The sequence below is a fragment of the Mycobacterium hackensackense genome (assembly GCF_025822555.1).
Lineage (GTDB): Bacteria > Actinomycetota > Actinomycetes > Mycobacteriales > Mycobacteriaceae > Mycobacterium > Mycobacterium fluoranthenivorans.
The window spans coordinates 328524-343220 of the sequence record NZ_JACKUC010000031.1 but is presented as its reverse complement, the minus strand read 5'-3'; the positions used below and the strand labels follow the sequence as shown (position 1 = coordinate 343220).

10 protein-coding genes are annotated in these 14697 nt (G+C 69.0%); 5 read left to right on the top strand and 5 right to left on the bottom strand.

The genetic code is table 11. From position 1 onward, the window contains the following. The first annotated feature begins 25 nt into the window (after nucleotides 1–25). From H7J86_RS21780 to H7J86_RS21770, 3 genes are read left to right on the top strand one after another with little or no spacing between them, the layout of a single operon-like run. On the top strand, nucleotides 26–4327 hold the full coding sequence (locus H7J86_RS21780) for a non-ribosomal peptide synthetase (RefSeq protein WP_267293900.1): 4302 nt from the start codon (nucleotides 26–28) through the stop codon (nucleotides 4325–4327). Then, complete coding sequence (gene mbtG, locus H7J86_RS21775; RefSeq protein ID WP_090353520.1) at nucleotides 4324–5619, top strand: NADPH-dependent L-lysine N(6)-monooxygenase MbtG; 1296 nt, start codon at nucleotides 4324–4326, stop codon at nucleotides 5617–5619. Before H7J86_RS21780 ends, mbtG begins: the two co-directional genes overlap by 4 nt. After that, nucleotides 5597–5806 (top strand): MbtH family protein, encoded by a 210-nt coding sequence (locus H7J86_RS21770; RefSeq protein WP_187096205.1) that lies wholly within the window; start codon nucleotides 5597–5599, stop codon nucleotides 5804–5806. The genes mbtG and H7J86_RS21770 overlap by 23 nt, the downstream gene beginning before the upstream one ends. A gap of 4 nt (nucleotides 5807–5810) precedes the next feature. Here the strand turns inward: H7J86_RS21770 and H7J86_RS21765 are convergent, their stop codons facing one another. From H7J86_RS21765 to H7J86_RS21745, 5 genes are read right to left on the bottom strand one after another with little or no spacing between them, the layout of a single operon-like run. Beyond that, nucleotides 5811–7181, bottom strand: a complete 1371-nt coding sequence (locus H7J86_RS21765; protein WP_267293428.1) for an NAD(P)/FAD-dependent oxidoreductase — start codon at nucleotides 7179–7181, stop codon at nucleotides 5811–5813. 34 nt (nucleotides 7182–7215) lie between these two features. Further along, entirely contained in the window at nucleotides 7216–8190 is a 975-nt protein-coding gene (locus H7J86_RS21760; protein WP_267293426.1) for an SIS domain-containing protein, read from the bottom strand. Beyond that, nucleotides 8187–9407, bottom strand: a complete 1221-nt coding sequence (locus H7J86_RS21755) for a glucosamine kinase (RefSeq protein WP_267293424.1) — start codon at nucleotides 9405–9407, stop codon at nucleotides 8187–8189. The genes H7J86_RS21760 and H7J86_RS21755 overlap by 4 nt, the downstream gene beginning before the upstream one ends. Nucleotides 9408–9409: 2 nt before the next feature. Further along, nucleotides 9410–10723: a glycosyltransferase gene (locus H7J86_RS21750; protein WP_267293422.1), complete on the bottom strand. Its 1314-nt coding sequence runs from the start codon at nucleotides 10721–10723 to the stop codon at nucleotides 9410–9412. A 22-nt stretch (nucleotides 10724–10745) separates the two neighbouring features. Continuing rightward, nucleotides 10746–11348, bottom strand: coding sequence for a TetR/AcrR family transcriptional regulator (locus tag H7J86_RS21745; RefSeq protein WP_090353528.1), 603 nt, complete (start codon nucleotides 11346–11348; stop codon nucleotides 10746–10748). 282 nt (nucleotides 11349–11630) lie between these two features. On the opposite strand from H7J86_RS21745, the gene H7J86_RS21740 reads away from it, so the two are divergent. Continuing rightward, complete coding sequence (locus H7J86_RS21740) at nucleotides 11631–13088, top strand: aldehyde dehydrogenase family protein (RefSeq protein WP_267293420.1); 1458 nt, start codon at nucleotides 11631–11633, stop codon at nucleotides 13086–13088. 60 nt (nucleotides 13089–13148) lie between these two features. Continuing rightward, nucleotides 13149–14561: an APC family permease gene (locus tag H7J86_RS21735; protein WP_267293418.1), complete on the top strand. Its 1413-nt coding sequence runs from the start codon at nucleotides 13149–13151 to the stop codon at nucleotides 14559–14561. The last annotated feature ends 136 nt before the right edge of the window (nucleotides 14562–14697 follow it).

The following is a 14697-nucleotide window of genomic DNA, read 5'->3' as shown; positions in this document are numbered from 1 at the left end:
CGACGCACCGGCCATCCTGGATGTGATGGCCCTCAGCCCGCTGCAGCAGGGGCTGTACTCGCTGGCCGGTCTGACCGACGGCGGAGCCGATCCGTACTTCATCGCGATGGCCGCGGATGTCGAGGGCAGCCTCGACGCGGCGCGGCTGCGGGCCTGCGCCGAAGCGATGCTGGACCGCCACCCCAATGTCCGGGTGAGCTTCTTCCAGGGCGCGCTGAGCAAGCCGGTCGCGGTGGTACCCGCCACCTTCGAATTGCCCTGGCAGCACGTGATCGTCGATACCGACGACGAGGTGGCCGCGCTGGAGGACGAGGTCCGGCGCCGGCCGTTCGACCTGACTCGTGGCCCGGCGATCCGGTTCCTGCTCGCCGAGCTTCCGCATTCCCGGTGGCGGCTGGTGGTGGTCGCCCATCACATCGTCATCGACGGGTGGTCGTTGCCCGTGTTCGTCAGCGAGTTGATCGGCCTGTACCGGGCCGGCGGGAACCTCGCCGCGCTGCCACCGCAGCCACGGCCCTACCGCGACTACATCGGCTGGCTGGCCGCCCGGGACCCCCAGGTCAGCCGGGAACGCTGGGCCACGCACCTGGCCGGGCTGGACGGACCGACCATGCTGGCTCCCGCACTGTCCGGCCGGGAAGCTGCGGCCGGGCTGCCCCGGCGCACCGAGGTGACCCTCGATGAGGCGAGCACCGCCGAGCTGCTGGACTCGGCGCGCGCCCACGGCGTCACCGTCAGCACCTTATTCCACATGGCTTGGGCAGCAATCCTGTCCGTCTTCACCGACCGTACCGACGTGGTGTTCGGGGTCACGGTGTCCGGCCGGCCCGACGACCTCGCCGGCGTCGAATCCATGGTCGGGCTGTTCATCAACACCGTGCCGCTGCGGATCCGGCTCGACCCGGCACAGCGCGTCGGCCGGCAATGCCTTGCCCTGCAACGCGAGGCCGCCGACCTGCGTGACCACGGCTACCTCAGCCACGCCGAGCTGCGGGCGGCCGGCGGCATCGGCGAACTGTACGACACCCTGCTGGTCTACGAGAACTTCCCACCCGGCGGGCTCGTCGGCAGCGGGGATTTCGATCTCGGCGGCGCGGTGATCCGCCCGTCGGCGCTGGAAAGCCTGTCGCACTTCCCGATCACCATCGCCGCCCATCCCACCCACGGCCGGCTCACCGTCCTGGTCGAAACCCTGGACGGGGCACTGGGACTGATCGATCCCGAGACACTCGGGCGCCGGGTGCTGGCCGTGGTGCGTGGTCTGCTGCAGCATTGGGAGCGCCCGATGCGCGAGGTGGCCGTCACGTTCGACGACGAGGTCGACGCGTCGCCGGCCAAGGACACCGGGTTTCATCGCGGAGGTTTTCACACCGCGTTCACCGAAGCCGCCGCTGACCGGCTGGGATCGGTCGCCCTGAGCTGGGCGGGTGGCGAGCTCACCTTCCGCGAACTCGACGAATCCGCCGACCGGCTCGCCGCCGAACTGGTGGCCCGCGGGGTGTGCGCCGAGACACCGGTACCGATCCTGCTGCGCCGCGGGCCCGATTACGTGGTGGCCATGCTGGCCGTGCTCAAGGCCGGCGGTCTGATCGTGCCGCTGGATCCCGGCATGCCCGCCGCACGCATCCGCGAGATCATCGGCCAGACCGGTGCCACGGTGATCGTCGATGAGACGGTCACCGATGCGGTGGCCGACCTGCCGATACCCGAGTTCGCGCCCGCACCGGTCCGGCCTGGACAGGGCGCCTACATCGTCTTCACCTCGGGGACCACCGGAAAACCCAAGGGTGTCATCGGAACTCATGACGCCCTGCTCGCCTACGCGGCCGACCATGCCCGAAACGTGCTGCAGCCGGCCGGTCGCCGGCTGCGTATCGCACATGCCTGGTCGTTCACGTTCGACGCGGCTTGGCAGCCGCTGGTGGCACTGCTGTACGGCCACAGCAACCACATCATCGGAGATGCCGTCCAGCGCGATGCAGAGGCGCTGGTGGCCGAGATCGGCCGGTTCGGCCTGGACATGATCGACACCACCCCGTCGATGTTCGGCCAGCTGCGGGCGGCGGGCCTGCTCTCGACGGTCCCGTTGACCGTGCTGGCCCTCGGCGGCGAGGCGATCGACCCGGCGGCATGGCAGGGCATCCAAGCCGATTGTGCGCGCACCGGTGTGCGCGCCCACAACTGCTATGGGCCCACCGAAACGACGGTGGAAGCGGTCGTGGCACGGATCGCCGACCACCCGCAGCCCTGTATCGGCTATCCCACCGACGCGACCACCGCGCGCGTCCTGGACCGTTGGCTGCGCCCGGTGCCCGACGGCGTGGCGGGGGAGCTGTACCTGACCGGCGGGCAGCTCGCCCGCGGCTACCTGGGCCGCATGGGGGAGACCGCGGGCCGGTTCGTCGCCGACCCGTTCAATCCGTCGGGCCGGATGTATCGCACCGGTGATGTGGTGCGCCGACGGGTGTCCGGGGAACTGCAGTTCATCGGCCGCAGCGACGACCAGGTGAAGATCCGCGGCTTCCGGGTCGAGCCCGGCGAGGTGGCCGCCGTCCTGCACCGTCACCCCGAGGTGTCACACGCGCATGTCGCGGTGCGCAGGCATCGCACCGGCCCGCGGTTGACGGCCTATGTGGTGACGCGCGTCCTTCCCACGGCGCTCCGCCGGGACCTCGCCGCGACATTACCGAGATACCTGGTCCCGCAGCAGATCATCGTCGTCGACGAGATACCCCTGACCGGGCACGGCAAGGTCGACGACGCCGCGCTCGCGGCCCTCGACGGCCGGCACGACACCGCGGCGGTGACCGGCCCCGCCACCGACACCGAGACGGTGCTGGCCGGAGTCTTCCGCGGGCTACTGGACCTCGAACGCGTCGACGTCACCGCTGACTTCCTGGACCTGGGGCTGGACAGCATCGTGGCCCTTTCGGTGGTGCAGGCGGTACGACGGCGCGGAATCCCGTTGCGGGCCCGGCTGATGCTGGAATGCGCCAGCATTCGCGAACTGGCCGCGGCGCTGGACGCGGACACGCAGGCAGAGACGGTCGACCACGAGGACACCGGCCCGATCCCGCTGCTGCCCGCCGGCCATTGGCTGCTGGCGCATGGCGATTCGCGCCGGCTGGCGCAGACCGAGGCGATCCGCCTGCCCCGCGGTGTCACCCGCGCACAACTGGAGACGCTGCTGCGCACGGTGGTCGACGGCCACGTCGCGCTGCGCAGCAGGCTGGACCGCGACACCATGACGCTGGTCGCACATCAGGTCACCGATATCCTCGACGAGGCGGACGTCACCGGCGACCTCGCCGCGGCCGTCGGCGCCCGCACCGACGAATCCCTTCGGCGGCTGGACCCCGAACAGGGGGTGATGTTCCGGGCGGCGCTGCTCCACCACGACAGTGGCGCAGATGTGCTGGTGCTGACCGCGCACGTGCTCGCGATGGATCCGGCCTCGTGGCGGATCGTTCTCGGTGAGCTGGAAACCGGTTGGCATGCGGTGAATTCCGGTCGTGCGCCGGCGCCGGTGCGGGAGCACACCTCGTTGCGGCAGTGGTCCGCAATCCTGGCCGAGCGGGCCCTCAAGCTCGATACCTGCGAGTTCTGGGAGGCGCAGCTCGCCGGCGACGACCCGGAGCTGGGCACCCGCCGGGTCTGCCCGGAGACCGACCGGGTGCGGGACGTGGTGGTCAGCATGTCCTTCACCGACCCCGACGTCTCGGCCCGCGTCATGACGGGACCGGCGCCGGAGTTACTCGCGGCGGCCACCGCACGGACCGTCACCGCCTGGCGGCGGGCGCGCGGACAGCGGACCCCGGCGCCGTTGCTGGCGCTGGAAACCCACGGCCGTGCCGATGCCGTCGTCTCGGCGGGGCTGGCCGACGATGCACACCTGATCGACACCGGTGACACCGTCGGGCTGCTCAGCGCGATCTACCCGGTCCGGCTCGTCGACGGTGTCCTGCCGGTGATCCCCGGCGACGGTATCGACTACGCGCTGCTGCGTCACCTGCGCGCAGACACCGCCGAGCGACTCGGTGCCCATCGTGATCCGCAGGTACTGCTGAACTATCTGGGCCGGATCCACCATGCCGGTGGCGCACAGGCCCTCTTACCTGACCGCGCCCTGCTGGCCGCACTGTCCCCGACGCCCGAACCGAATCTGGCTGTCCGCCACGAGCTCACGCTCAATGTGGCACTCATCGAGCGGAACGGGGTGCCGGTGCTGGGCAGCCAGTGGCGCACCCTGCCCGACATTCTGTCCGCCGCCGACGTCGCCACCCTGCAGGCGATGTGGCAGGACGCATTACGAGAGGTCGTCTCATGACACAGAAACTGGCCATCATCGGCGCGGGAGCCAAGGCGGTGGCCGTCGCGGCCAAGGCCGCCGAACTGCGCGCCATGGGCGTCGACGCACCGGAGGTGATCGCGGTGGAGCGCACCGCGATCGGCGCCAACTGGCAGGCCGCGGGCGGCTGGACCGACGGTGCGCACCGGCTGGGTACCGGCCCGGAGAAGGACATCGGTTTTCCGTACCAGTCCGCGTTGGTGCCGCGCCGCAACGCCGAACTCGACGAGCGGATGATGCGGCACAGCTGGCAGTCCTATCTGGTGGGGACCGGTCAGTTCGCCGAATGGGTGGACCGCGGCAGGCCCGCCCCGCCGCACCGGCGGTGGAGCCAGTACCTGCAGTGGGTGGCGGAACGCGTCGGCATGTCGGTGATCCTGGGCGAGGTCACCGAGATCGGCTTGCAGCAAGGCGATGCCGGGGCCGGCTGGGAACTGAAGACCCACGAGAGCACCGTGGCGGCCGACGCGCTGATGATCACTGGTCCCGGCCAGGCGGAGCGCTCGATCCTGCCGGGCAACCCGAGAGTGCTGTCCATTGCGCAGTTCTGGCACCGCGCCGCGGCGCAGGAGCTGATCGCCGCCGACCGGGTGGCCGTCATCGGCGGTGGCGAGACCGCCGGCACCATGCTCGACGAACTCTTCCGCCACCGCGTGTCGACCATCACCGTGATCTCACCGCAGGTGACGCTGTTCACCCGCGGCGAGGGCTTCTTCGAGAACACGCTGTACTCCGACCCCACTCACTGGGACGGTCTGACGCCGGCGGAGAAGCGGGATGCGATGAACCGCACCGACCGCGGGGTGTTCTCGGTGCGGGTGCAGGAGGCGCTGCTGGCCGACGACCGGATCCGGCATCTGCGCGGCCGGGTGGCCCACGCGGTGGCCCGCGATGAGCGGATCCGGCTGACCCTGCAGACCGAGCGCGGCGGCGAGCGGCTGGAGACGGTGCACGGTTTCGACCTGGTGATCGACGGGTCCGGTGCCAACGCGATGTGGTTCCAGCCGCTGCTGCGCCAGGAGGCGCTCGACACGCTCGAACTCGGCCTCGGCGGACCGCTGACCGGTGACCGTCTCCAGGAGGCCATCGGCCACGACCTGGCCGTCGACGATGTCGAGCCGAAGCTGTTCCTGCCGGGGCTCGCCGGCCTCACCCAGGGGCCGGGTTTCCCCAACCTCAGTTGCCTGGGCCGGTTGTCCGACCGCGTTCTGGGTTCCCCCGCTTTCGCCACCCTCGCAAGGAGAAGTCATGAGCAGCAATCCGTTCGATGACGAGGACGGTACGTTCTACGTCCTGCGCAACGACGAGGAGCAGTACAGCCTCTGGCCGGCGTTCGTGGATGTGCCGGCCGGCTGGCGGGTGGTGTTCGGTGAGAGCACCCGGGCCGACTGCGTGGCCTACGTCGAGCAGACCTGGACCGACCTGCGACCGAAGAGCCTGCGCGACGCGATGTCCTGAGCCGTCAGCGCCCGGCCACCAGATCGGCGAGGCGGGCGATCGGTGAACTCGTCGTCCGGCCACGCGCTTCGGACGTGTCCGCCGCCCGATAGGCGGCATAGATGCCGTGCACGGCGAGGTAACGCAGTGGCTCGAACTCCCAGCGGCGCGCGCGGTGGCCCACCCACGGCGCCCGGGTGAGATCGGTGGTGTGCCCCAGGACCAGATCGCGCAAGGTGCGGCCGGCGAGGTTGGTGGCGGTCACTCCGGTTCCGACGTACCCGCCGGCGAAGCCGAGGCCGGTCCGGGGGTCGTAGGTCACCGACGCGGACCAATCCCGCGGTACCCCCAGCACACCCGACCAGGCATGGTCGATCGCGGCCGAGTGCAGGGCCGGGAAGAACCGCCGCAGCAACGCGGTGAGACTGTCGATGGTCGCCGGCTGGGTGCTGCCGTCGGTGTCCACGGCCGAGCCGTAGCGGTACGGCACGCCGCGACCACCCAGTGCGATGCGCCCGTCGGCGGTCCGCTGGGCGTACATGTACACATGCGCCATATCGCCGAGGGTGTCGTAGCCCTGCCAGTTGATCGACTCCCAGGTGGTCTCCGGCAGCGGTTCGGTGACGATCATCGAGGAGTTCATCGGTAGCCAGGTGCGGTGCTCGCCCGCCAGGTTCGCGGTGAACCCCTCGGTGGCGCGCAGGATGTGTGTTGCCCGCACGGTGCCGAAATCCGTTCTGGCACGGCCCGGTTCGATCTCGTGGACGGGCGTGTTCTCGTAGATGTCGACACCGAGGCGTTCGACGGCTTCGGTCAGCCCGCGGGCCAGTTTGGCGGGATGGACCTTGGCGCAGTGCGGGTGCCAGATACCGCCCAGGGTTTCGGCCACGTTCACCCTGTTCGCTGTGTCGGATGCGGACAGCAGCGTGCCGTCGGTGCCGGGCCACGCCGCCAAGGCCTCCGCCGCCGCTTGCAGGCGCCCGAACTGGGCCGGGGTGTAGGCGACGGTCAATTCGCCGCCCTTGCGGATATCGGCGTCGATACCCTCGTCGGCTGCGATGGTGAGCACTTCGTCGATCGTCGCGTTCAGCGCGTTCTGGTGGTCGATCGTCGGCTGCCGGCCATAGGTTTTCGCCATCCGCTCGCGGCCGCCGGTGATGTCGTTGGTGAGCCAGCCGCCGTTGCGGCCGGACGCCCCGAAACCGGCGAACCGTGCCTCCAGGACCGCGATGCGCAGACTCGGTTCGGCTTTCTTGAGGTAGTACGCGGTCCACAACCCGGTGTATCCGGCCCCGACGATGGCGACGTCGACATCGATCGAGCCGGGCAGCGTTGGGCGCGGCGCGGGCAGCCCGATCTGCTGCCACCAGAAGGAAACTCCACCATTGACGGTCACGACATCACTCCACTCACTCGCTCGGATCGTTGGTTCATCGGGTGCCCTCGGCTTCTTGCCACGCGCGGGCCGCGACGAGTTCGGGGATGAGCGTCTCGGTGAGGAGACGGACGTCATCGTCGTCGTCGCCGGGATAGCGCACCGTCGTGGTGGCGGCTGGGACCACGCCGCCGACGCCGACCAACTTGGTGTCCCGCGGCCCGGCCCACTCCGCCATCTGGTGCTCCCACGGCGAGCCCGCGAAGACGAGCATCCGCAGATCGGTGTTCTTCGTCCGGTACACGTCGACGTGGCTCCAGTCGCCCGTCTCACAGCCGGTAGCGGCGCGACGGGGACCCTCGCGGAACATCAAGGCGCCCTGCTGGGCTGACGAGAGCCGGTGCGCGGGCGCACACAGATGGGTCTCGTCCGGTCCCAGCAGCAGGTCGGCGACCTCGGGGCGCCAGTCCGCCTCGGTGGACAACAACCACTCGCTGGCACGCGCCGCCGCGCGCACGGTATCCACCAGGGCTGCGGTCGAGGTCCCGGTCAGGTGACACTCCAGGGCCAGGAACATCGCCAGCGTGTGCTGGAAACTGCGGCAGGCGACCCCACCGGCCTCCCGTTCCGCCAGCAGGTCCACCGTCGCGCCGCAGGCCTCGGTGATGGGGGATCCGGCGGTGTTGGTCACCGCCACCACTGTGGCCGTGGGATCGATACGGGTCAGCGCGTCAAGGGTTTCCACCGACGCGCCCGAGGCGGAGGTGGCGACCACCACGGCGCCGGATCCCCAGGCGGGCAGCAGCGCATTCGAGGCGATATCGGAGACGGCGACCACCCCGCGGGCGCGCAGCCGGGCGGCGGCGACACCACCGGCGTAGGCCGAGGAGCCCATGCCGAGGAACACGACACGCTCCGTGCCGGCCGGCACCACCTCAGACCACGGGTTGCTCGCGGCCAGGGTGTCCGCGAGCGCGTCGAGCACCTCCGGCTTGCGGGCCAGGTCGGCGGCGAACTCGTGGGGTTTCACAGCGGGTCACCTTTCAACAGTGCCGGCAGTGCGGCATCGGGGACGTACATCCAGCGCGGAAGATGCTTTGCGGCATAGATGATTTCACGTAGGACCTGTTGCAGACGAAAGGCCGGGACCGCTCCGGCGGAGAACAGCTGTTGCTGGCCGGCCGCGGCGAGCCTGGTGGTGTACGCGTCGAGGAAGGCCGCCTGCGCTGCTGCGTCGATACGGTGCAGACGTGCCGGATCGAGGTCATGGTGTCGGGCGGCCACGATCGCCACGTGGGCGAAGGACTGCAGCATACCGGCGACGTCCACGGCCGCAGGCACCGGAAGTACCCGTTGCCACGGCGGCAGTACCGGGTTCCCGTCGAAATCGGTGATGACGAAGCGCTGGTCGTCGCTGCGCAGGACCTGGCCGACATGAAGGTCGCCGTGCGCGTCGAAAATCGGGACCCCGACGAGATCGCCGATACGCTCCAGCAGGCCGGCGACCTCGGTGCCGTGCTCGGCCAACACCGCAGCACCGGTGTCGTCGGCCAATAGCGTTGCCGTGCGCAGAGTGTCGAAGGCGCCTTCGCGCCATCGGCGAGCATCGTCGGCGGTGGACGTGGTCGCCGTCGCTGCCAGCGCCAGGTGCAGGTCGCCCACCGCCGCGCCGACGGTGGCGCACGCGGTCGCGACGTCGGTGGCATCGTCGGCGCGTGCTCCGGCGACGAACAGGTCCACGGCCCAGGTCCAGCCGTCGACAGCGCCGGGCAGGTAGCCGGTCACGGTGGCGACGAGGGTCTGACCGCCGCCGTCGGGCCGCCAGGTGACCAGGCCCCACGCTGGCGGCATCGAGGGGAAGCCGGCGGCGGTCAGCGCGGACAACCGGGGTACAGCGGGGTGGGGGCCGGGTTCCAGGTGCGTCGACCATTTCACGACGGCCGCGTCGCCCACGATGACCGATTCGTTGGTCTGGTCGACGGTGATGGGGCGTTCGCCGTGCGGTTGCTGTCCTGCGGCCCAGGAGATGACGGTGAAGCGCCCCCGCTCGGACCGGCCTTCGGTGGCGGTGAGCAGCGTGATCAGCGCTTCGGCCACGCCGTCGCCGGCGGTCGCGCGCCGCCATCCGCCGTGATCGGTGACCACGGGCACGGCAGACGCCCCGGCGTCGTGCCAGATCACGGCCAGGGCGCGACCGGCACCGAGGTCGAGCAGATCCGTCGGGGTCAGCTCTACGTTGAGGTCCACGGTCAGGGCGCCGCCGCGGTCTGCGCCCGTCCGATGCGCTCGATGACATCGGCTGCCACGCTCAGACCGTCCCGGCCGCGTACGGCGTCCCCGATGGCGGCCACCCGCTCGCGCATCTCGGTGTCGGCCAGAACCCGCTCGAGTGCCGTGATCAGTTCGTCGTCGCGGAAGTGGTAGGTGTCCACCCGGATGCCCAGCGCGAGTTCGTCGATGCGCTGGGCGTTCTCGTACTGATCCCAGAACAGCGGCAGCACGACGAGCGGCTTGCCGAAATGGAGCGCTTCGGTGGTGGTGTTGTTGCCGCCGTGCGAGATCACGGCATCCACCAGTGGGATGATCCTGGTCTGCGGCAGCATCTGCGCCCCGACCATATTGTCGGCGAGCACGATCTTGTCCGCCTGCGGCCCCTTGCTGACGATGAACCGGTGCGGAGTCCGGGCCAGCACGTCGATGAGCCGCTGCATCAACGAGACATCAGCTGAGCCAAGGGAACCCAGGGACAGGAAGATCAGGGAACTGCCGTCCGGCCGGTCCGCGATGGCGGCGGGCAACTCGTAGTCCTCGTCGGTTTCGCGGACGCTGGAATCCAACCGGGTCCAGGACCCGTCGAGGGGTCGGCGGTCGGTGTAGTCGGCCTCGGCGGGGTAGACGTACAGATTTCCGGCGTTGTCGCGGGGCATGAACTCCAAGTCGGGCAGCGCGCCGGCGCCCTGGGCCTGCACCCAGGCGTTGAAATCCGCCCACAGCGGGCGCAGCACCCGGTCGAACTCCGCGCGGTAGGGACCCCACTGCGAGCGGTCGTCGCTGGGCAGGCCCGAGAAGGGCGGCGGCACATCGGCTCCCGGCACTTCGAGAGGGCTGCACGACACGATCCGCACGAACGGTTTACCGGCGGTCACCAGGGCCGGGAAGATCACCACGTTGTCTTCCACGATCACATCCGGCCGATGCTTGGCGATGATCTCGCGCAACCGCGGCTCGCAGTATTTCGCCCCGTCGATGAGGGCCTGGTAGGTGGGCAGGATGAAGGTCTCGAGCTGCTCGATGGTCGGCTTCGCGAACTCGGGGGAGGTTTCGGCGATGAAGTCGGTCCAGAACTGACCGGCGTCGTCACCACCGCCGTCCTGGGCGGGCTCGGCCAGGTCCACGAGTTCCTCGATGAACCCGAAGCGTTCGATCTTTCCGGCCCATGAGGATTCGGCCGCGAACACGATGGTGTGTCCGCGATCGCGGAGTTTGGCCGCGACGCCGATGCACTGGTTGGTGGGCCCGTACGCCGATTCGGGCCAGAACATGACGGTCAACGGAGCGGTCATCGGTCATTCCTTTCGGGAGTGCTCAAGCCTGCGCGCGCGGAAGAGGATGGCCGGTGGCCACCCGTGCGTAGTCGAGGATCAGTTCGGTCGCGGCCACGGCGTCGATGCTGGGATGACGGGCCACCATGCGGTAGCCGTAGGCGTCCTCGAGCGCGACGATGTTGCGGGCAACCGTCAGCGACGGTGACGCCAGCGTGAATGTGCCCTGTGCGGCACCGGATTCCAGGATCACCTGATACATCGCCACCTGCCGGTCGTACAGCGCGGTGAGCAGCACCGCGTACGACGGGTAGCGGGCCGCGGCACCACCCAGTTCGCAGAGGAGTTTGACGGCGGGATCGTCGGAATCGACCGGCAGTCCTGATTCGATCGTCAGGACCAGGCGCCGGTCCGGCTCGGCGATACCCTCGATGGCGCGCAGGCGCTCGTCGTAAAAGCGTTCCATGCCGGCACGATTGGCCTCCACCAACAACGTCTGGACATCCGGGAAGTGGTACAGCACGGCACCCGAAGTCAGTCCGGCTTCCGCCGCGACCTGTTTCAACTGGACATCGGCCCCATGCTTCATCACCGCACGCTGGGCGGCGTGGAGCAGCTTCAGGCGTCGCTCCGTGCGGCTCACCATGTCTGCACACCTCCTCGGCATACGTTTCGGGTCACTCTGCCAGACCGCGCCGGATCTGGTCGTGTTTTCTGAATTGTGCATCAAGTTTTGATGACGTGCAGGCTATGAACTGGATTTTTACCTGTTGCGAAACCTGAATTGCGATGCAACTATCTTTCTGCGGCCCCGGTCGAGGCCGATTCTCCAGATCTGGAACAGCACCATGAGGGCGCCGATGATCACCATTGAGCACGCATACATCGCGGCTCGGTATCTGCCTTCCGCAAGCAGAGGGGTGTGCGAATGAGCGCGGGACGATTCCACCGAGGCCTACGGGTCGAGGGGTCCGGCGGAGGCCGGACCCTGTACAACCCGGCGACGGGGGAGTCGACGGCGATCGTCTCCGAGGCGACCGTCGACGAGGCGGCGCTGGCGGTTTCGGCTGCGGCCGAGGCCTTTCCGGAGTGGTCCCGACGTACCGCAGGGGAGCGGGCGCGGCTGATCCTGCGGTGGGCGGACCTGATCGACGCCCACGTCGACGAACTCACCGATCTCGAGGTCGCCGAGACGGGTAAACCCGCCGCGGTCTTCCGGGACGGCGAACTTCCCTTCGGCACCGACAATCTGCGGTTCTTCGCCGGATCGGCCCGATCGCTGGAGGAGACCGGAGCCGGTCTGCTGAGCGAGGGCTATACGTCGATGATCGTCCGCCGTCCTGTCGGGCCGGTGGTGGGTATCGCGCCGTGGAACTTCCCGATGATCATGGGGCTGTGGAAGATCGGACCGGCGATCGCCGCGGGTAACACGATCGTGGTCAAGCCCGCGCCGACGACACCGAGCAGCACGCTGCGGATCGCGGAATTGGCCGTACAGGCCGGCATCCCGGCCGGTGTCCTGGAGGTGGTGACCGGCGATGACCAGGTGGGTGCGGCGCTGGTCGCCGACGAGCGCGTACAGCTGATCTCGATCACCGGCTCGACCCGGGCGGGCCGGCACGTGATGGCGACCGCGGCCGCCCGCGGCGCGCGGGTGCACCTGGAACTCGGCGGGAAGGCGCCCTGTCTGGTGTTCGAGGATGCCGACCTTGCGGCGGCGGCGCACGGTATCGCCATGGGGGCGACCTACAACTCGGGTCAGGACTGCACGGCGGCTACCCGAGTGTATGCGCACGAATCCGTCTTCGATGAATTGGTCGACCGGATAGCACTGCAGTTCAACAGTATTCGAGTGGGTGACCCGCGCGGCGCGGACACCGATATCGGTCCGCTGATCAGTGTCGAGCACCGTGACCGGGTGCACGGATTCGTCGATCGCGCAGTGGCCGCCGGTGCGACGGTGCGCGCCGGTGGCGAGATTCCCGACGGCGCAGGGGCCTACTACCCACCGACGCTCGTCACCGGCGCGGCCCAATCGTCGGAGATCGTCCAGGACGAGGTCTTCGGGCCGGTGTTGGTGGCGCTGCCGTTCCATACCGAAGAGGAGGCGATCGCCCTGGCCAACGACTCGGCCTACGGACTGGCTTCCTCGGTCTGGACAGTCGACGGGGCCCGCGGACTCCGGGTGGCGCACGCGATGGAGGCGGGGGTGACGTGGGTCAACGATCACCTGCCCATCGCCTCCGAGGCCCCACACGGCGGGGTCAAGGCCAGTGGCTTCGGCAAGGACATGAGCCACGCAGCGGTGGCCGAGTACACGGTGGCTCGCCATGTCATGGTCAAGCACGCACCACGCTCGGCGAACGACTCGTTCCGCCCCGCCTGATCTGGACGTAATCGATAGACAGTCAACAACATTCACGTCACTCACCGGAGGACCAGTCACATGACGACAAACGACAACGCGGTTGCCGCTCCGGCGGCCGCCGAGGTGCTACCGCGCAAGATGCGCTGGTTCGACGGATTCGCCATGGCCATGACCATGCCCGCCGCGCTGGTGGCCACCCTCGGTGCGTCGATCGCCGGCCTCGGCGGGTGGGGCGCGGCGGTGCTGTGGGCCATCTCGATGATCATCTCGCTCGGCGTCAACTGGATCTACACGGAGCTGGCCGCCATGTTCCCCGAGGCGTCCGGTGGTATCGCCGGCTACGCGGCCGAGGCCTGGAAGAGTCGCGCGCCCTGGCTCGCACCGCTGGCCGGCGTCGGCTACTGGCTGCCGTGGGGATCGAACCTGGCCACCTACGGCGCCTTCACCGGCCTGCTGGTGCAGTCACAGTGGTTCCCCGACCAGCAGTGGAGTTTCGACGCCGGCCCGCTGCACCTGAACTTCCCGATCCTGGTCGGGCTGGCCGTCATCTTCATCCTGTACGGCATCAACGTCATCGGGGTGCGCGTCACCATGGCGTTCGTCTATGTCACCGCCGCGATCCTGATGATCCCGCTGGCGGTCTTCATCATCTTCCCGCTGTTCAACTCCGGCTGGGCCCCCATGGATCTCACCTGGAAACTGCATGGGCTGGAAGGCCTGCACACGGCCATCGTGTGGTTGTACGTGATGGCATGGACGACGCTGGGTGTGGAGGTCTGCGCGACCTTCGCCTCCGAATACCGCGATCCGGTCAAGGACACCTCGCGGGCGATCCGCGCCTCGGCGTTGTTCTGCCTGGGCGTGTTCTTCCTGGTGCCGCTGACCCTGGGCGGGTTCGCCGGGGAGTCGGCCGTCGAGGCCGACCCGGCCACCTTCTTCGTCGGCAGCTTCTCCAAGCTGACCGGCGCCGGGGCGAGCGTCATGGTGCTCTGCCTCATCGCCTCTCTGGTGCTGGTCATGCTGACCTCGGTCGCCGACGCCTCACGTGTGCTGTTCAACATGGGCAAGGAGGGGGTCACCGTGCGGGCCGTCGGCAAGCTGAACCGACGCGGTGTGCCGATTCGCGCCCTCAACGTCATGCTGGTGCTGAACATCGTTCTGCTGGTGGTTCTTCAACAGCCGCTGGCCATCATCGTCACCGGAAACCTGGGCTACATCCTGGCCCACGTGCTCGCGGTCGCCGGATTCGCCGTACTCCGCAAGGACCGCCCGAATGCCTTGCGGCCCATCCTGTTGCCGCGCGCGTTCGTCCCGCTGTCGATCGGTCTGGCGGTGCTGTTGGCCATCATGCTGGTGGTGGGCGCGACCGGATTCTCCATCACCGGTTATGGCGGCATCCTCGAGCTGGGTATCGCCGTCTCGATCCTGGCCGGCGGCGTGCTGCTGTGGTGGTTCGTCCAGCGCCGCGACCGGGCCGCCGCGAAACCCTGATCGGGCAACGTCTTCCAGGGTGGCGTGGGCCACGCACCTTGACCGCTCGCTCCGGATGGCTTCGGTGAGTTCTGCATCACACTGCGGGAGTTGCCGTTTGGAACAGCCGTCGGCCGGGTAATTCCCGGCAGAGCGA

What these genes read in the sequence shown, in the direction of transcription:
- H7J86_RS21780 (WP_267293900.1), top strand. Translation starts at nt 26, where the DNA reads ATGGCCCTCAGCCCGCTGCAGCAGGGGCTGTACTCGCTGGCCGGTCTG.
- mbtG (WP_090353520.1), top strand. Translation starts at nt 4,324, where the DNA reads ATGACACAGAAACTGGCCATCATCGGCGCGGGAGCCAAGGCGGTGGCC.
- H7J86_RS21770 (WP_187096205.1), top strand. Translation starts at nt 5,597, where the DNA reads ATGAGCAGCAATCCGTTCGATGACGAGGACGGTACGTTCTACGTCCTG.
- H7J86_RS21750 (WP_267293422.1), bottom strand. Translation starts at nt 10,723, where the DNA reads ATGACCGCTCCGTTGACCGTCATGTTCTGGCCCGAATCGGCGTACGGG.
- H7J86_RS21745 (WP_090353528.1), bottom strand. Translation starts at nt 11,348, where the DNA reads ATGGTGAGCCGCACGGAGCGACGCCTGAAGCTGCTCCACGCCGCCCAG.
- H7J86_RS21740 (WP_267293420.1), top strand. Translation starts at nt 11,631, where the DNA reads ATGAGCGCGGGACGATTCCACCGAGGCCTACGGGTCGAGGGGTCCGGC.
- H7J86_RS21735 (WP_267293418.1), top strand. Translation starts at nt 13,149, where the DNA reads ATGACGACAAACGACAACGCGGTTGCCGCTCCGGCGGCCGCCGAGGTG.